The sequence below is a fragment of the Micromonospora olivasterospora genome, assembly GCF_007830265.1.
Classification (GTDB): Bacteria; Actinomycetota; Actinomycetes; order Mycobacteriales; family Micromonosporaceae; genus Micromonospora; species Micromonospora olivasterospora.
This window is the reverse complement of sequence record NZ_VLKE01000001.1, coordinates 4,549,610-4,567,000: the sequence shown is the minus strand read 5'-3', so window position 1 is coordinate 4,567,000 and position 17,391 is coordinate 4,549,610. Positions and strand designations below refer to the sequence as shown.

Genomic DNA, 17,391 nt, shown 5'->3' with positions numbered 1-17,391 from the left:
CCACCGCCGGGTCGTCGGGGGCGAGGGCCCGGACCGGGAGACGACACCGGGCGCCGGCTCGGGGGAGCCGGCGCCCGGTGTGGGGAGGAGGGTGTCAGGCCGAGTAGCCGCGGGTGGCGGCCCAGTTCGCCAGGGCGATCGTGCTGATCCAGTACGACGGCACGGCCGGGTTGGCCGAGTCGGCGATCTTCACCGTGCGGCCCTGGTCCTCGTACCCGACGACGGCGATGTAGTGGCCGCCGGGGAACGAGTGCCAGCCCCCGTCGACGTCGGTGGCGTCGCCGGCGATGTTCACCACGACGCCCCGCCCGGCCGAGATCGCGTTGACCACGTCGGACTGGAGCTGGTCCATCTGCGCCGGGGTGGCGGCGTTGCCCGGGATCATCCGGGTCTTGTACGGGTTGCCCTTGACCATCTGGTTGAGCACCCGGGTGGTGTCCTCGGCCGAGTTGGTGCCCATCTCGGTGGTGCCGAGCTTGGCGCCCAACGTGCCCTGGTCGCTGTCGATGCCGGTGGCCGAGAGCGCGTTGCGCACGGCGGCGGGACCGCAGTTGTAGTAGGTCGTCTGCGCCTGGTAGTCGTAGTCGAGGACCTTGGACGACGGCGGCTTCGGGGCGGCCGGCTTCGACGCGGTCGGCTTGGGGGCCGCCGCGGCAGTCAGGTCCGGGTTCGGCGCGGCCGAGGTGGCGCTCGGCGAGGCGCTGGGCGCCACCTCGGCCGCGGCCCGTGCCTGGCTCCGGGTCGCCGTGTCGTCGAGGCGGGGGGCGATCTCGGCGACGGCCGTCGTGGTCTGCCGGGGGGCGGCGGCGTCGTCGCCGTTGGCGAGCAGGGCCCCGGTGCCGGAGGCCAGCACGAGCGCCGCGGCCGAGCCGGCGACGAACTGGTACGGCCGCTCGGTGGCGAGACGGCGCAGCTGCCGCTTCAGGTTGTCGTTCACGCGTTCCTCCACGGGACGGACAACCAGGAGGTGTGATGGTGCTGCACGAGGATGGAACTCCTTCCGACACCGCCGACCGGGTTAGCTGACGGATTCGGGCGGGAAGATCGCCCTACCACGGGCCGCGGCCCGTGGATTCACCCCACACGTGCACTGGGTCCCCGGTTCGTGATGATCACGATTGAGCGGGTCGGCGCGGCGTCGCCTCTTGCGATCGGTTACCGCGCCGGACGGGCCGACACTACTGGCCGGTCGCTGGCCTGCCAACCCCACCCCACCTGCTTAAACATTTGCCGGCCGACTTTTTTGCGGCACATCTGGGAACTGACGTGACTCAATGGGATAGGCAGCCATTCCGACGCCGACGGTCGATAATCGGACAACCGGTACCGATCGTCGGGGAATTGCGGTCGGCGGGCGCACCGAATGGTGCCCGGCGCCCGTTTCCGGGGCGACGTGACCGGGCTCACGCGGCGAATCGGCCGCTCGGCCCAGGGAGCGGGCAGGGGGGGGCGGGTCAGCCGACGCGGGCCGGCCGCCACCACGCCGCCCGGGCGGGTCGCCGGGCCGCAGCCGCCGCAGGGGCGGCGAACTCCGGGGCGGGACGCGCCCGCTCGGCCGCGGTGGACGCCTCCGCCGCCAGCACCCGGGCGGCCTCGGCGGCCAGCTCGGCGTCGCGCCAGGCGGCCCGCTCCCGGTCTGCCGCCGCCAGGTAACCGGCCCGCCTGCCGTCCCGTACGGCACGGGCCAGCAGGACCTCCTGCTCGACCGGGTGCCGTCGAGGATCCCAGCAACCGCGTCCGGCGAAGACGTCGCAGAGTTGCCCGATCGACAGCTCGCCCCGCACGTGGGCGGCCGTGGCGGCATGGTGCAGCCAGCGCTCGCGGGCCGCGTACTCGGCGGGGGTGCGGGGGGTGCGCGGCGTGGGCAGGGCGCCCGCGCCCGCGAACCGGCGGGCGACGGTCTCCGCCGCGTCGTACGCCTGCCAGGCCCGCTCGACGGCCTCCTGGGCGGCGAGCCACGCGTCACGGCGGCGGCGGGCGGTCCGGGCGGCCCCGGCGGCGGCCACCGCCACCTCCTCGGCGTACCGGCGCAGGTCGGCGCGCTCCTCGGCGGCGGCGAGGTCGGCGGCGGACGGGACGAGGTCCTCCGCCGGCCGGTCCCGATGCGGGCGGGCGACCAGGACGGTGAGCACGGTCAGCGCCAACGCGAGCAGAACCAACCAGATGGCGGCGGCCTGCGGCACCTCGATCAGGAACTGGTAGAGGACGATGTCCATCGCGGCACCTCACGGGGGATGGATGCGGTAGCGGGTTCCGCGCCGCCGGACCGGGTGGCCCGGCGACCCGGCCGAAGGCCGGGCCGGCGCGGGAAACGGGTGCTGCTGGAGCGTGGTGGGCGCGGGCTCCGCCCGCGGGGCGTCAGGCGCGCGGGGGCGCGCGGGGACCGGACGCGGCGGGGGCGAGCCCGCGCGGCACCCGGCCGGGCGCGGTCGCCCGGGTCACGGCATGCCCGGCGCGGCTCGGCGGCGGGAGCGCCTCGGCCGGCAGTGCGACACCGGGGTCGGTGCTCGCCGTCGCCGGGCCGGCGGGCCGGTCGCCGACGCTGGGGTGACCGACGGCGGCGACGCGCTCCGCGACGCTGACGGCGGCGACGGGGAGGCCGGCGGCCGGGGACCAGGCCGCGGCGGACGCGGGGGCGGCGACGGGGGCGGCGACGGGGCCACCGCGTCGAACGGCAGCGATCCGGCCCCGAGCGAGAAGGCGACGGCGACCGCGAGGCTGGCCAGCATCCGGGCGGCCCAGCGCGCGACCCACCACAGAGGACAGCTCGGCGAGTCGGGCAGCACCCGTCCACGCTACCGTCGCCGACCGTGCGGCGCACGGACGCCGGGCGCGTCGGCGTGTCCCGCCCGTCGCGGCTCGACGGTTGTCAGTCCAACCCCGGACGGGCCACCTCGGCCGCATATGGAGCTGCCCGCACAAGCGGGGCAGCGCCCGGGCGCAGCGGCGGGCCGGCGCAGCCCCCGGGGGCACCGTCCGGGCGCCGAACCGTCTCCGGGCGCACAGACGGGGCAGCTCCACAGCACCGACGGTCGGTGGGCCGGCACGCGTGGACGCTCGGCGGGACGGGGGCGGTCAGCGCTCCGGGAGGGCGACGTACTCGCGGGGGCGCTCGCGCGGGCGCGGGACCGGCGGCGGCGCGACGGCGGGCCCGCGGGCCCGGCGCTCGGGGGCCGGGGCCGCCGGGGCCGGCCGAGCCGGCGGGTCAGGGGCACCTCGACGAAGCGGTGCAGCAGCGCGGCCAGCCCCAGGTTCACCAGCAGGAACCCGACCGCGGCCAGCGGCCCCCACCAGCCGGGCAGGCCCGCGCCGAGCCGGCCGGCGAGCCGCAGGACGGTGATCATGACGAAGACGTGCACCAGGTAGAAGGCGAAGGAGACCTCGCCGAGCCAGACCATCGGGCGGGTGCGCCAGGGCGTCCGCGCGCCGCGCACGTCCGCGTCGGCCGCGGCCGTGATGACCAGCAGGTACGCCGCGGCGAGCAGCGCCGCCCAGAGCTCGGCGCGGACCCACTGGGCGGCGACGACCCAGGTGGCCGCGAAGATCAGGCTGGCCGCCGTGAGCCCGGGGCCCCGCCAGCGGCCCCGGCGCAGCAGCTCGGCCGCGGCGACGCCCATCCAGAACTCCAGCGAGCGCACGACCGGGAAGATCTGGGTGAACCACCAGGTGCTCTCCTGCGGCACCAGGCGCTGGCCGGGCCAGAGCGCCAGGATCAGCAGGGGCACCGCGACGACCACCGCCCACAGCGCCCCGGTGCGCGCCCGCCGCACCAGCGGCAACGCGAACGGCAGGCAGAGGTAGAAGAACAGCTCGCAGGAGAGCGACCAGCTCACCGAGTTGACGCTGTAGAAGTACCCCGGGGTCGGGTCCCAGGCCTGGACGAGCAGCAGGTTCTCCACGGCGGCGCGGACGTTCACCGGCTCGGCGAACAGCCAGACCCCGGTCAACAGCACCACCGCCCACATCAGCAGGTGGTTGGGGTAGACCTTGGCGAGCCGGCGGCGCCAGAAGTCCCGTCGGCGCTCCCCGTCCCGGGCCGACCAGACCAGCACGAAGCCGCTGAGGATGAAGAAGAACTCCACCCCGGACAGGCCGAGGGTGAACGCCCAGTCGACGACGGCCTGGTGCTCGGGCTCGGCGACGACCCGCATCGTGCCGACGTGGTAGCCGAAGACCAGCAGGGCCGCGACCCAGCGCAGCCCGGTCAACGAGGGTAGCCGGTTCGCCGGGCGGGCCGGCGCGTCGGCGCGGACGGCGGGGGCGCTGGTCATGCCGGGCACCCTACCGGGCGGCCGTTGCCTACCCGACCGGACGCCTTCGATGGCCTACTATTCCGGTTCCGGCGGCGACGGCGCGGACACGACGAGAGGGAAGCCCCCGATGCACAAGCGGATCCTGCTGCGGGCCAAGAAGGGGCCGTTCGACGTCTATTCTCCGGAGGAGACGTTCGAGCGCAACTGGATCGGCGAGAACGCGGGCAACCTCGTGTTCAGCCACGCGGCGCACAAGATCCTGCGGACGGCGACGGCGGAGATCACCTCGTCGGAGTTCCGGGCCAACCCGCACGACGCGGACGAGATCAACGAGCGGTACGACGTGTTCGTGGTGCCGCTGGCGAACGCGTTCCGGCGCAGCTACGCCCACCGGCTCGTCAACATGACCCGACTCATCGAGCGGCTCAAGATCCCGGTGGTGGTGCTGGGCGTCGGCGTGCAGACCGACGTCAAGGGCGACCGGGAGTACCTGCGCCCGATCGACGACGGGGTGAAGAGATTCGTCAAGGCGGTGCTCGACCGGTCGCACACCATCGGCGTGCGCGGCGAGATCACCGAGAGCTACCTGCGTGCGCTGGGCTTCTCCGCGGTCGAGGTGATCGGCTGCCCGTCGATGTTCCTACACGGCGACAACCTGCGCGTGGAGAAGAAGAAGGCCACGCTCACGGTCGAGGACCGGGTGGCGCTGACGATCTCCCCGTACGTCAAGTCGATGGCGAAGGTGATCGCCTCGCACCACCGGCGCTACCCGAACCTGCGGTACATCCCGCAGGACCTGAAGACCCTCGGCACGCTGCTCTTCGGCGACGCGCCGGAGGACCGGGGCAAGAGCGCGGCCATCCCGATCCACACCTCGCACCCGCTGTTCGTCGAGGACAAGGTGCGGATGTTCGTCGACCCGTGGACCTGGATGGACTACCTGTCCGGGTTCGACTTCAACTTCGGCACCCGCATCCACGGCACCATCACGGCGCTGATCGCCGGCACCCCGGGCTACCTGTTCGCGCACGACTCGCGCACCCTCGAGCTGGCCCGGTACTTCGACATCCCGCACCGGATCATGAAGGAGGTGCCGGCCGACGTCGACGCCATCGAGTTGCACGACGAGGCCGACTACACCGCGCTGAACAACGGGCACAAGGCCCGGTTCGAGACGATGATGGAGTTCCTGGCCAGGCACGACCTCGGCAACTCCTTCGCCGACGGCGACAGCGCCACCCGCTTCGACCGGCAGGTCGCCGCGACGACGTATCCCCCGGCCGTACGGGCGCAGACCGCCACCGACCCGGCGGAGCTGATCGCCCGCATCCAGTGGCTGCGCGACCGGAACGACGAACTGAAGGAGACCGTCACCGAGCTGGACGGGCGGCGGCTGCGGGTCCGGGTGCGGGCGGCGGTCGGCGGTCCGGTGCGCCGGATCCTCAACCGTTAACTCTCCGTCCGGCGGCTGTTCAGTCACCCCACGCCCGGCGGATACGCCAGGTTCCGAGGCCGTCCACCCGGGCGGTCGAAGGTGTCGGGCGTGGTCAATGAGCCGACGCGAAGCCCACTGCTGAGCATCGTCGTGCCCGTGCACGGCGTCGAGGCGTACCTGTACCAGTGCCTGGAGTCCGTCCTGGGTGGCCTGCCCGCCGCCGAGGCCGACGACGTCGAGCTGGTCGCGGTCGACGACGCCTCCCCGGACCGGTGCGGGGAGATGCTGCGGTCGTACGCGGCCGGGCGGCCCCGGGTCCGGGTGGTCGAGCTGACCCGCAACGTCGGGCTCGGCCTCGCCCGCAACGCCGGGCTGGAGCTGGCGACCGGGCGGTACGTCTGGTTCGTCGACAGCGACGACTGGCTGCCCCCGGGCAGCGTGCCGGCCGTGCTGGACCGGCTGCGCCGCGACGAGCCGGACGTGCTGCTCCTGGACCACCTGCGGGTGCACGAGAACGGCCGGCTGGAGGTCGACGCGAGCAGCCACCTGCTGCGCGGGGTCGCCGGGTGCGTCCGGCTGGCCGACCGGCCCGAGCTGCTCCGGGTGCAGCACACGGCGTGGAACAAGGTAATCCGGCGGGCGTTCCTCGACGAGCTGGGCCTGCGCTTCCACCCCGGCTGGTACGAGGACATCCCGTTCAGCCACCCGCTGCTGATCGCCGCCGAGCGCATCGCGGTGCTGGACGAGGTCTGCTACCGCTACCGGCAGGGCCGCCTCGGCGCGATCACCTCCACCCGCAGCCGCCGGCACTTCGAGGCCTTCACCCAGTACGAGCGGCTGCACGAGTGGGTGGCCCGGAACGTCACGCAGGAGTGGATCCGCACCGACCTGTTCGCCCTGATGGTCAACCACTACCTCGTCGTGGTGGGCAACGAGGGCCGCGTGCACCCGCGGCTGCGGCGCGCCTTCTTCCGCCGGGTGGCCGCACACTACCGCCGGTACCTGCCGACGGGCGGATATCCCCGCCCCGACGGGGTGGCCGGGCTGAAGCACCGGCTGGTCGCCCGGGACAGCTACCTCGCGTACAGCATGCTGCGGCGCGCCCACCGGCTGGCCGGCCGGCTGCGTCCCGCCCGCGCCGCCGAGCCCGCGCCCGCCGGGGCGGCCCCGACGGTGGGCCCGCCGGCGAGCCCGCCGCCGCCGAGCAGCCCACCGCCCTGGTGGGCCGGGGATGAGCGCGACCGCGACCCGGGCCGCCGACCGCCTCCGCCCGGCCGGGGACGCCGACCTGGCGACGATCCTGCGCTGGCGCAACCACCCGCGGGTCCGCGAGGTCAGCCTCACCCGGCACGAGATCAGCCCGGCCGAGCACGCCGCCTGGTGGGCGGTGGTACGCGCCGACCCGGACCGGCGGCTGCTGGTGCACGAGCACCGGGGCGAGCCCTGCGGAGTGGTCACCTTCTCCGGGGTGGCCAGCCGGGAAAAGGCGCTGACCTGGGGCTTCTACCTCGACGTCGAGGGGCTGGACGCGCGCGGGCGGCTCATGCCGGCGTGGCTGTCGCTGGAGCGGGCGGCCATCGCGTACGCCTTCGACAGCCTCGGCGCGCGGACCCTCGGCGGGGAGACGCTGGCCACCAACCGACCGGTGCTGGCACTGCACCGGCGCTTCGGATTCGAGATCGTCCGGCGCTACGAGCGGGACGTCGACGGCACTCCGCACCGGGTGGTGTGGACGGAACTGAGCAGGAGACCATGACGGCGACAGTGAGGATCGGGCCGCACGCGGTCGGCGCCGGGCAGCGGCCCTTCGTGGTGGCCGAGATGTCGGGCAACCACAACGGCGACCTGGACCGGGCCCTGGCGATCGTGGACGCGGTCGCGGCGAGCGGGGCGCACGCGCTCAAGCTTCAGACGTTCACGCCGGACACGATCACCATCGACGTGGACGCGCCGGATTTCCGGATCTCCGGCGGGCACGAACTGTGGGGCGGCGAGCGGCTCTACCAGCTCTTCGAGCGGGCGCACACCCCGTACGAGTGGCACGAGCCGATCTTCGAGCGGGCCCGGCGCCACGGTCTCACGGTCTTCTCCTCGCCGTTCGACGCCACGGCGGTGCGGCTGCTGGAGGAGTTGGACGTCCCGGCGTACAAGATCGCCTCGTCGGAACTGGTGGACCTGCCGCTGATCCGGCTGGTGGCCAGCACCGGCAGGCCGCTGGTCGTCTCCACCGGGATGGCCACGATCGGCGAGATCGACGCGGCGGTCCGGGCCGCGCGCGACGGCGGCGCCGGCGGCATCGTCCTGCTGGCCTGCACGGCCTCCTACCCGGCGCCGCCGCAGGACAGCAACCTGCGCCGGCTGCCGGTGCTCGCCGACGCGTTCGGCGTGCCGGTCGGGCTCTCCGACCACACCCCCGGCATCGGGGTGCCGGTCGCCGCGGTCGCGCTCGGGGCCTGCCTGATCGAGAAGCACGTCACGCTGCGCCGGGCCGACGGCGGCGTGGACTCGGACTTCTCGCTGGAGCCGGCCGAGCTGGCCGAGTTGCGGGTGGAGTCCGAGCGGGCCTGGGCGGCGCTGGGCACCACGGCCGTCGGCCCCACCCCGACCGAGCGGGAGGGACTGCGCTTCCGCCGCTCCCTGTACGTGGTGGCCGACGTGCGGGCCGGCGACCCGGTGACGGCCGAGAACGTCCGCTCGATCCGGCCGGCGGGCGGGCTGCCGCCGGCCGACCTCGACCGGGTGCTCGGCCGCACGTTCCGCCGTGACGTGCCCCGGGGCACCCCGCTGGGCTGGGACCTGATCTGACGGGGTTCGGCCCAGTTCACCGCGAGCGTCGTACGCGTTCACCGGGTGGCGTGGGCCCGTTAACCCGCCCCGCCTAGCGTCACGAACCGTCCGCCGGCCGGCAGGCCGAGAACCACGACCATCGGAGCACCAGTTGAGCGAGTTGAACGGGTCGTCCATTCTGATCACCGGCGGAACCGGCTCCTTCGGCCGCACGTTCCTGCGGCACATCCTGGCCGAGGCCGACCCGGCCCGCGTGGTGGTGTTCTCCCGGGACGAGCTCAAGCAGTACGAGCTGCGCCAACAGCTCGGCGACGACCCGCGGCTGCGCTGGTTCGTCGGCGACGTCCGGGACCGGCAGCGGCTCACCCGGGCGATGCACGGGGTCGAGTACGTGGTGCACGCCGCCGCCCTCAAGCAGGTGGACACCGCCGAGTACAACCCCTCGGAGTTCATCGCCACCAACATCACCGGCTCCCAGAACGTGGTCGACGCGGCGATCGACGCCGGCGTGCGGAAGGTCATCGCGCTCTCCACCGACAAGGCGTCCAGCCCGATCAACCTGTACGGCGCCACGAAGCTCGTCGGCGACAAGCTCTTCGTCTCGGCCAACCACTACGCCGCCCACCACCCGACCCGGTTCGCGGTGGTGCGCTACGGCAACGTCGTCGGCAGCCGCGGCTCGGTGGTGCCGTTGTTCCGCCGGCTCGCCGCCGAGGGCCGCAGCCTGCCGGTCACCGACAAGCGGATGACCCGGTTCTGGATCACGCTCGACCAGGCGGTCCGGTTCGTCGTCGACTCGTTCGACCAGATGCGCGGCGGCGAGCTGTTCGTGCCGCGCATCCCGAGCATGCGGATCATGGACCTGGTGGCGGCGGTCGCCCCGGACGCGACGACCCACGAGGTCGGCATCCGGCCGGGCGAGAAGCTGCACGAGGAGATGATCGCGCCGGACGACAGCCGCCGGACCGTGCGCCTGCCGGACCGGTTCATCGTGCAGCCGACGATCGCCGGCTGGGGCTACCAGCCGCCCGCCGACTGCGAGCCGGTGCCGGACGGGTTCGCGTACCAGTCGGACAGCAACGACGAGTGGCTCAGCGTGGAGGGGCTGCGCGACATGCTCGGGGTCGCGGCGTGACGGCGCCGCTGCCGTACGGGCGGCAGTCCGTCACCGACGACGACGTCGCCGCCGTGGTGGCGGCCCTGCGCAGCGACTGGCTCACCACCGGCCCGCAGGTCGACGCGTTCGAGACCGACCTCGCGGCCTGGACCGGCGGGGCCGGCTGCGCGGCCGTGTCCAACGGCACCGCGGCGCTGCACGTCGGGTACGCGGCGGCCGGGGTCGGCCCCGGCGACGAGGTGGTGGTGCCGCCGATGACGTTCGTGGCGACGGCCAGCACGGCCGTGGCGCTGGGCGCGAAGGTGGTCTTCGCCGACGTGGAGCCGGAGACGTTCACGCTGGACCCGGCGGCCCTGTCCGCCGCGCTCACCGACCGGACGCGGGTGGTGGCGGCGGTCGACTACGCCGGTCACCCGGCCGACTACGACGCCCTGCGCGCGGCCCTGGCCGGCACGGACACGCTGCTGCTCGCCGACGCGGCGCACTCGATCGGCGCCACCTACCACGGCCGGCCGGTGGGTTCGCTGGCCGACCTGACCACGTTCTCGTTCTTCCCGACCAAGAACCTGACCACCGCCGAGGGCGGCGCGGTCTCCGCCGCGGACCCGGCGCTGCTGGGCCGGGCCGCCGGTTCCGCAACCACGGCCTGGTCCGCGACCGCGCCGAGCAGCGCTGGCCGGACGAGGGCGGCTGGCACCAGGAGGTGCACGGGTTCGGGCTCAACTACCGGCTGCCCGACGTGCTCTGCGCGCTGGGCCGCAGCCAGCTGCGCCGGCTGGGCGGCTTCCTCGCCCGCCGCGCCGAACTGGTCGCCCGGTACGACGAGGCCCTGGCCGACCTGCCCGGGATGTCGATTCCGGGCCGGCGGGACTGGGCGAGGCCGGCCTGGCACCTGTACCCGATCCGGGTCCACGAGGGCCGCCGCCGCGCGGTGTACGACGCGATGCGGGCCGCCGGGATCGGGGTGCAGGTCAACTACATCCCCGCGCACTGGCATCCCGCCTTCGCCGACCTGGGCTACCGGCGCGGCTCCTGCCCGGTGGCCGAGGCGTTCTACGCCGAGCAGCTCTCCCTGCCGCTGTTCCCCGACCTCACCGACGCCGACCAGGAGCGGGTCGTCGACGCGCTGGCCGCCGCGCTGCACGCCGCCCCGGCCCGCGCCGCCGTCTGAGGGGCCACGCATGCACCACGCGAACCACTTCTACGGCCACGCGCACGTGCTGGCCCGCTACTGCGGGCTGGGCGACGGGCACCCACCGCGGATCAACGGGTACGTCCAGCACGGCTGGAACATCGGCGACGGCCTCGCCCCCGGCCACCCGTACGTGGCGGGGACGCCGAGCCTGCTGTGGTCCGAGCAGACCCGGCGGCGGGCCTGGTCGGTGGGGCGGCGCAACGTGGTGGTGATCGGCGCGCCGTTCGCGTACCTGCTGGCGCTGCGCCCCGACGACCCGCCCGCCGAGGAGCGGGAGGGCACCATCTGGTACCCGTTCCACGGCTGGGAGGGCCAGCACGTGCGCGGCGACCACCGCGCGCTGATCGCCCGGATCCGCGACACCGAGCCCGGCCCCGTCACCGTCTGCCTGTACTGGCACGAGTACGGGATGCGCCGGGTGCGCCGGCGCTACGAGCGGGCCGGATTCCGGGTGATCTGCCACGGCTACCGGGGCCACTGGTGGAGGGACACCGACCCGCTGTTCCTCGACAGGCAGCTCACCGAGCTGCGCCGGCACCGGCGGGTGGCCTCCAACCGGTTGACCAGCGCCATCTTCTACGGCATCGCGGCCGGCTGCGAGCCCGCCGTCTACGGCGACCCGATGGTGCTGGCCGACGAGGACCCGACGTTCGGGGGCACCGCCCGGATCCGGCGGCAGTGGCCGGAGCTGCACGGCGAGTCGGTGCACCTGCCCACCGCCGTCGAGGTCGCCCGCGCCGAGCTGGGCACCGACCACCGCTGCGTGCCGGCCGAGCTGCGGGAGCTGCTGGGCTGGGCGAACCTCCAGGAGGAACGAGTTGACGACTGAGACCGCGCCCCGGATCGCCCTGCCCGGCGGGGAGATGCTGGCCTGGTCGGACCTGCCCGAGCAGCGGCTGCCCGGCGGCGGGCCACTCGCGGCGCTCGCCGAGCGGGTGGTGCCGGCGGGCGCGCGGGTGCTGCTGGCCGGCCCGCACGATCCGGCCCTGGTCGAGCGGCTGGCCCACGCGCGGGTGACCTGCCTGCTGCGCAGCTGGCCGGACGGGGTGGCCCTGGCCGACCGGGCCGGCGGCGGGGTCTCCGTCGTGGTCGGCGGCCCCGGTGGGCTGCCCGCCGGCGAGGCTTTCGACGTGGTGATCGCCGCCTGCGGGCTGGACGCGATCGAGTCGGTGGAGGGGACCCGGGTCGGCTGGGACGGCCTGCTGGAGCGGCTGGCCGGCGCGCTCGCCCCGGGCGGGGCCCTGCTGCTGCGGCTGGACAATCCCGCCGGGCTGGACCGGCTGGTCGCCGCCACCCCCTGGTACGCCGGGCGCGACGACGCCGACTGGGTGCTCGGCGGGGCGCTGGACGCGGGGCGGCCGGCCAACCTCGACCAGCTCCGGGACCGGCTGGCCGGGGCAGGGCTGGCCACGGCCGGATGCTTCGCCGCGTACCCCGGCGCGGCCGCGCCGACGGCGCTGGTGGACGCCGCCGCGCTCGCCGGCCGCGGCACGTCGGGGCTGTTCGACGCGGTGCTGCACGGCGCGTGCGCCGGCGGCTTCGCCGGCCGGCCGGTGCTCCGGGACCCGGCGCGGCTGGCGGTCGACGCGCTGCACGCCGGCCTCGGCGCCGCGCTCGCGCCCGGGTGGCTGGTGCTGGCGCGGCGCGGGAACGACGCCCCGGAGGGGCTGCCCGCGGGGACCGCGACGGGGCTGCCGGTGGCGCTCGTGCAGACCGGGCCGCCCGGGATCGGCGTGGTCGAGGTGGTGGCGTCGGCCGTGGGCTGGCGGTGGCGGGTCGGCGGGCCGGTGACGGCGACGCCGGACGCGCCGTTCGCCACCCGCGAGGCGGCCTGGCGCGACCCGTCCGCGCTGACCGGGCCGGTGCCCGAGGGACGGCTGCTGCGTACGGTGCTGCTCGACACCTGCCTGCGCCGGGACCTCGACGCCCTGCGCCGGCTGCTGCGCGGGTACGCGGACTGGCTCGCCGGGCACGCCGACCACGCCGGCCGGCTCGGCGGCGCGATGGCCCTGGCCTCGCCCGACAACGTCGTGGTGGCCGACGCCGCCGGCCCGGCGCCGGTCTTCGCGGTGCTCGACCCGAGCTGGCGGGCCGCCGACGGGTGGCCGGTCGACGTGGCGCTGGCCCGGGGTCTGTGGCGGTTCGCCGCCGCCCTGACCACCGGCGGGTACGCCCACCCCTGGCCGTCCACGCTGGACGTGGCCGGGCTGACGGTGGTGCTCGGCGGGGCGGCCGGCCGGGAGCTGGACCGGGTGGCCGTGGCGGCGGCCGTCGACGCGGAGGTCGCCGTCACGGCGGCGCTGCGCGGGCTCGACGGTACGGCGCGGCACGCCCTCGCCGAGGAACTGCGGGCGGTCGAGCCGACCGCGCCGCCGCCCGGGCTGGACAGCCACCAGCAGCTGCGCGAGGCGTGGCTGCGGCAGAAGGACGAGCTGACCCGGCTGGCGGCCCTGCTGCGCTGGACCGAGGACCTGCTGACCTCGCGGGAGCGGGCGCTGCGCCGGGCCGAGGCCACGATCAACCTGCTCAGCGGCTCGCTCAGCTACCGGGTCGGCCGGCTCGCCATCGCCCCGGCTCGGCTGGCGAAGCGGGGCGCCCGGGCGGCGAAGCGGCGGGCGAGGACGGCGCTGGAGCAGCGCCGCGCGGCCGGGGATCAGCCTGTCAGGGCCGGCGAGGAGCGGCAGTGACCAGGATCGTCGGGGTCGTGCAGGCGCGGATGGGCTCGTCCCGGCTGCCCGGCAAGGTGCTGCGGCCGCTGGCCGGCCGCTCGGTGCTCGGGCGGGTGGTCCGCGCCGCCGCCGAGGGCGGGGTGCTCGCCGACCTGGTGGTCGCCACCAGCACCGACCCGGCGGACGACGCCGTGGTCGCGGAGTGCGCCCGGCTCGCCGTGGCCTGCCACCGGGGACCGGTCGACGACGTGCTCGACCGGTTCGTCGGCGCGCTGGACCGGCACCCCGCCGACGCGGTCATGCGGTTCACCGCCGACTGCCCGCTGCTGGACCCGGAGATCGTCCGGCTGGTCGCCGACGTGTACCGGGCGGTGCCGGGGCTCGACTACGTCAGCACCTCGATCGCGCGTACGCTGCCCCGCGGGCTGGACGCGGAGATCATCCGGGCCGACACGCTGCGTACGCTGCAGCGGATCGCCACCGACCACCACCGGGTGCACGTGACGTCGTACGCGTACACCCACCCGGAGCTGTTCCGGGTGCTCGGGGTGACGCTCACGCCGGACCGTTCCGCCCTGCGGCTCACCCTCGACACCGAGGAGGACTGGGCGCTGGTCCGGGCGGCGACCGACCACTTCGGCGACGTCAGCGTGCCGCTGGCCACGCTCGCCGACTGGCTGGACGGTCAGCCGGCGCTGCGCGCCCTGAACGCCTCGGTGCGGCAGAAGCGGCTGGAGGAGTCCTGAGCACGGTACGCGTCGGGGTGCGCTGCGACGCCGGGCCGACCCGCGGCGTCGGCCATCTGGTCCGCTGCCTCGCCCTGGCCGAGGAGTTCCTCGCCCGGGGCGCCCGGGTCGAGTTCTTCGGCACGGTCGAGGGGGTCGCCTGGGCGGTCCGCCAGCTCGCCGACCGGGGCGTGCCGCTGCACCCGGGGCCCGAGCGCCCCGAGGAGCTGGTCGCCGCGGCCCATCGGCACGGGCTGGACATGATGGTGCTCGACTCGTACGAGCTGGACCCTGCCGGGGCGGGGGCGCTGCGGGCGGCGGGGGTGGTGACCCTCGCGGTCGTCGACGGCGACACCCGGGGGCAGGACGCCGACGTCTACCTGGACCAGAACCTCGGCGCCGCGCACGGGCCGCTGCCCGGGCGGCTGCTCGCCGGGACGGCGTACCCCCTGCTGCGCGACTCCGTGCTGGCCGCGCGGCCGGCGGCGCCGCGCCCGGCGGCGGCGGTCGCCCGGCCCGGGTGCTCGCCTTCTTCGGCGGCACGGACGCGTTCGGGGCGGCGCCGGTGCTGGCCCGGGTGCTGCTCGCCACCGGGCACCCGATGGACCTCACGGTCGTCGTCGGCCGGCCCGACGTCGCGGCGGGGCTGGCGGCGCTGGTCCCGGGCCGGGGGCAGGCCGTGCGGCCCGTCCCGCCCACCGACGAGTTGCCCGCCCTGATCGCCGCCGCCGACCTGGTGGTCAGCGCGGCGGGCACGTCCACCTGGGAGCTGTGCTGCCTGGGCGCGGCGGCGGCGCTGGTCTGCGTGGTGGACAACCAGCGGGAGTCGTACCACCGGGTGGTGGCCGAGGGCGTCGCGGCCGGCCTGGGCGAGCTGCCCGCGCTGGCCGCCGCCGGCCTGGCCGGCCGGGCGGCCCGGGCCGAGGCCGCGCGGACGCTGCGCGCGCTGCTGGAGTCCCCGCGGCGGCGGGCCGCCCTGGCCGCCCGGGCCTGGTCGACGGTGGACGGTCGGGGCCGGGCCCGGGTGGCCGACGAGGTGCTCGCCCTGGTCGGCGCGCCGGCCCGCGGCTGAGCGGCTGCCCCGGTCGGGTCGGCCGGCCCCCGCCGACGTGCGCGGGCCCCCGGCCGACCCGGGGCTATTCGAGGCGCTGGAGGGTGACCCGTCCGGCGAGGTCGGGGCGGGCGGCGAGCAGCGCCTCGACGGTCCCGGCGGCGGCCGCGTCCGCGGCGACGAACCGGATCCGGCCGGGCACCTTCTCCACCACGGCGGCGGAGCGGGCCGGCTCGGCCAGCGGAAGCTGGTACACGGCCGGCCCGGACGCCCCGTGTGTGTCCTGGAGGGTGGCGACGAACAGGGTGGCGAGGTAGCCCTCGCGGCGGCGGCCGCTGACCACCACGGTCACCGCGTCCGCGTCGGCCGGCGCCCGGGTCAACACGCGGACCGTCAGGTCGGCCGCGCCGGGGCGGGCCAGCGCGCCCGACCACCAGGCCGCCGCCCAGGTCGTGGTGCGCTCGCCGAACGGCTGGGCGAAGATCCCGGTGCCGCGCGGCAGCCCGGCCAGCCCGGCGCAGGCCAGCACCACCGCCGCCGCGACGAGCGCCCGGCCCGGCCCGCCCCCGCGCCGCTCCCCCGTGGCGCGCCGCGGGGCGGGCAGCAGCAGGGTCGCCGCGCCCGCGCCGACGAGCAGCACGACCAGCAGCAGGTGCAGGGTCTTGCCGTAGTAGTAGCGCGGGTCGGTGCCGAGCGCGCGGAAGTAGAGCAGGAAGCCGCCGGCGAAGGCGAGCGCCGCGGCGAGCGCGCCCGCGTAGCGCCGCCAGACCGGCAGCCGCAGCCCGCCCGCGAGCAGGCCCGCGGCGACCAGGCCCGCCAGCGCCAGGAAGGCGTCGTAGCGGGGGAACACGCCGCCGCCGGTGGCCACGTTGTCCACCTGGTCGGTGCGCAGCAGGCCGGCGACCGCCGGCAGCGGGGTCAGGGCGGCGGTCAGCAGGGCGACCACCGCCAGCGCCACCGGGCGGCGGCGCAACCGACGCCGGTCGCGCACCAGCCAGGCCAGCGCGAGGACCGCGACCACCGGCAGGAACATCAGGTACGCGAAGCCGACCGCGACGCAGAGCGCACCGACCACCGCCAACTGGGTGCCGGTACGCGCCACCGGCCGGCAGGTCAGCGCCACCAGCAGCACCGTCGCGGCGAGCCCGAGGCTCTCGCCGGGGTAGCCGTACACGACGAAGCGGGCGAGTTCGGAGCCGAGGCAGGCGGCGGTGACCGCGCCGGTCAGGGCGACCGCGCGGGGCAGGTCGAGGCGCCGGCCGGCGAGCCGGTTCGCCGCCCAGGTGACGGCGAGCACGAGCAGCCCCCACGCGCCCAGCGACCAGCCGAGGTAGTGGTCGAGCGTGCCGGCCGGGCCGGCGGGCGCGGTCGAGGAGCGCAGGAAGCCGTCCAGCAGCGCCGCGGTGAGGTGGAAGCCCTGCGGGTACCAGACCATCCCCTCCGGCGCGATCCGGGCCGCCGCCGACGGGTCGGCGAACAGGTACCCGCCGGCCGCGCGGATGCCCTCCACCGTGGCCAGGTGCCGGCTGTTGTCCTCGCCGGTCATCGCGTACGCGAGCCGTCCCGCGAGGTCGCCCGCGCGCAGGTACGGCCAGGCCAGCGCCCCGGTGGCCAGCAGCGCGGCGGCGACCGGGAGCAGGTCGGCGGGGCCGGGCGGGGCAGCCGGGGCCGGCGGCCGGTGGCCGCCGCGACGCCGAGCAGGACGGTCAGCGCCGTGCCGGACACCGGTACCGGGTGCAGCCCCCACGGCCAGGCGGAGAAGAGCAGCCCGGCGGCACAGGTCGCGCCGAGCAGCAGCGCCCCGGCCAGCACCAGCCGGTCCAGCAGCGTCCGGCCGCCGCGCAGCAGGGCGGCGGTCAGCCCGAGCACCACCACCGGCAGCACCGCGGCGACCCCCAGGGCGTACGCGAGCAGGGGCCCCAGCCACGCGGCGGCGAGCCAGCCGACCAGCCGCGGGCGGCGAGCCAGCCGACCAGCCGCGGGCGGCGCGGCGGGCGGCGTGACCCGCTCCGGCGGGGCGGCCACCGGGGCGGCGGCGGGCGGGCTCTGCACGGACGGTCTCCTCGCGGCACCGGGGAATCCGCCCGGTGCCGGACGGAGCGGAACCACGCTAGGGCCGTCCCGGCTACGGGCGGCGACGCGCAGTTGTGCCGCAGGTG

General features: G+C 76.1%; 12 protein-coding genes, 3 pseudogenes and 1 riboswitch. Of the genes and pseudogenes, 10 read left to right on the top strand and 5 right to left on the bottom strand.

What is annotated here, in order from left to right:
• Nucleotides 1–94: 94 nt before the first annotated feature.
• The 3 genes from JD77_RS21165 to JD77_RS21150 all read right to left on the bottom strand — a co-directional run bounded on the left by JD77_RS21165 (nt 95) and on the right by JD77_RS21150 (nt 4,271).
• On the bottom strand, nt 95–949 hold the full coding sequence (locus tag JD77_RS21165) for a C39 family peptidase (protein ID WP_211372620.1): 855 nt from the start codon (nt 947–949) through the stop codon (nt 95–97).
• A gap of 43 nt (nt 950–992) precedes the next feature.
• A riboswitch (cyclic di-AMP (ydaO/yuaA leader) is annotated at nt 993–1,135 on the bottom strand.
• 319 nt (nt 1,136–1,454) lie between these two features.
• Nucleotides 1,455–2,216, bottom strand: coding sequence for a hypothetical protein (locus JD77_RS21160; protein ID WP_145775852.1), 762 nt, complete (start codon nt 2,214–2,216; stop codon nt 1,455–1,457).
• 579 nt (nt 2,217–2,795) lie between these two features.
• Nucleotides 2,796–4,271, bottom strand: coding sequence for an acyltransferase family protein (locus tag JD77_RS21150; RefSeq protein ID WP_246140816.1), 1,476 nt, complete (start codon nt 4,269–4,271; stop codon nt 2,796–2,798).
• 109 nt (nt 4,272–4,380) lie between these two features.
• On the opposite strand from JD77_RS21150, the gene JD77_RS21145 reads away from it, so the two are divergent.
• The 10 genes and pseudogenes from JD77_RS21145 to JD77_RS21100 all read left to right on the top strand — a co-directional run bounded on the left by JD77_RS21145 (nt 4,381) and on the right by JD77_RS21100 (nt 15,253).
• Nucleotides 4,381–5,706, top strand: coding sequence for a polysaccharide pyruvyl transferase family protein (locus JD77_RS21145; RefSeq protein WP_145775851.1), 1,326 nt, complete (start codon nt 4,381–4,383; stop codon nt 5,704–5,706).
• A 90-nt stretch (nt 5,707–5,796) separates the two neighbouring features.
• A pseudogene (locus tag JD77_RS21140) lies at nt 5,797–6,819 on the top strand (glycosyltransferase family 2 protein); the annotation flags it as partial.
• Nucleotides 6,820–6,919: 100 nt separating this feature from the next.
• A complete protein-coding gene (locus JD77_RS21135; protein WP_145777706.1) occupies nt 6,920–7,444 on the top strand; it encodes a GNAT family N-acetyltransferase in 525 nt (174 codons plus the stop codon).
• Complete coding sequence (gene pseI, locus JD77_RS21130; protein ID WP_145777705.1) at nt 7,441–8,493, top strand: pseudaminic acid synthase; 1,053 nt, start codon at nt 7,441–7,443, stop codon at nt 8,491–8,493. Before JD77_RS21135 ends, pseI begins: the two co-directional genes overlap by 4 nt.
• Nucleotides 8,494–8,626: 133 nt before the next feature.
• Nucleotides 8,627–9,610: a UDP-N-acetylglucosamine 4,6-dehydratase (inverting) gene (pseB, locus tag JD77_RS21125; RefSeq protein ID WP_145775850.1), complete on the top strand. Its 984-nt coding sequence runs from the start codon at nt 8,627–8,629 to the stop codon at nt 9,608–9,610.
• Nucleotides 9,607–10,763 (top strand): annotated as a pseudogene (locus tag JD77_RS21120) (DegT/DnrJ/EryC1/StrS family aminotransferase). Before pseB ends, JD77_RS21120 begins: the two are co-directional and overlap by 4 nt.
• A 10-nt stretch (nt 10,764–10,773) precedes the next feature.
• Nucleotides 10,774–11,616 carry a hypothetical protein gene (locus JD77_RS21115; RefSeq protein WP_145775849.1) on the top strand — a complete coding sequence of 281 codons (843 nt, stop codon included), beginning with the start codon at nt 10,774–10,776 and terminating at the stop codon, nt 11,614–11,616.
• The gene (locus tag JD77_RS21110; RefSeq protein ID WP_145775848.1) at nt 11,606–13,474 is read left to right on the top strand and encodes a class I SAM-dependent methyltransferase; all 1,869 of its coding nucleotides are present in this window, start codon (nt 11,606–11,608) and stop codon (nt 13,472–13,474) included. Before JD77_RS21115 ends, JD77_RS21110 begins: the two co-directional genes overlap by 11 nt.
• Nucleotides 13,471–14,202 carry a cytidylyltransferase domain-containing protein gene (locus JD77_RS21105; protein WP_145775847.1) on the top strand — a complete coding sequence of 244 codons (732 nt, stop codon included), beginning with the start codon at nt 13,471–13,473 and terminating at the stop codon, nt 14,200–14,202. Before JD77_RS21110 ends, JD77_RS21105 begins: the two co-directional genes overlap by 4 nt.
• Nucleotides 14,199–15,253, top strand: a pseudogene (locus JD77_RS21100) (PseG/SpsG family protein). The gene JD77_RS21105 and the pseudogene JD77_RS21100 overlap by 4 nt, the downstream one beginning before the upstream one ends.
• A gap of 64 nt (nt 15,254–15,317) precedes the next feature.
• Here JD77_RS21100 and JD77_RS21095 read toward each other — a convergent pair.
• A complete protein-coding gene (locus tag JD77_RS21095; protein ID WP_170286503.1) occupies nt 15,318–16,778 on the bottom strand; it encodes a hypothetical protein in 1,461 nt (486 codons plus the stop codon).
• Nucleotides 16,775–17,284 (bottom strand): hypothetical protein, encoded by a 510-nt coding sequence (locus JD77_RS32270; protein ID WP_170286502.1) that lies wholly within the window; start codon nt 17,282–17,284, stop codon nt 16,775–16,777. The genes JD77_RS21095 and JD77_RS32270 overlap by 4 nt, the downstream gene beginning before the upstream one ends.
• Nucleotides 17,285–17,391: the final 107 nt, after the last annotated feature.

Coding starts and splice junctions, on each gene's coding strand:
- JD77_RS21160 (WP_145775852.1), bottom strand. CDS start 2,216: ATGGACATCGTCCTCTACCAGTTCCTGATCGAGGTGCCGCAGGCCGCC.
- JD77_RS21150 (WP_246140816.1), bottom strand. CDS start 4,271: ATGACCAGCGCCCCCGCCGTCCGCGCCGACGCGCCGGCCCGCCCGGCG.
- JD77_RS21145 (WP_145775851.1), top strand. CDS start 4,381: ATGCACAAGCGGATCCTGCTGCGGGCCAAGAAGGGGCCGTTCGACGTC.
- JD77_RS21135 (WP_145777706.1), top strand. CDS start 6,920: ATGAGCGCGACCGCGACCCGGGCCGCCGACCGCCTCCGCCCGGCCGGG.
- pseI (WP_145777705.1), top strand. CDS start 7,441: ATGACGGCGACAGTGAGGATCGGGCCGCACGCGGTCGGCGCCGGGCAG.
- JD77_RS21115 (WP_145775849.1), top strand. CDS start 10,774: ATGCACCACGCGAACCACTTCTACGGCCACGCGCACGTGCTGGCCCGC.
- JD77_RS21095 (WP_170286503.1), bottom strand. CDS start 16,778: ATGACCGGCGAGGACAACAGCCGGCACCTGGCCACGGTGGAGGGCATC.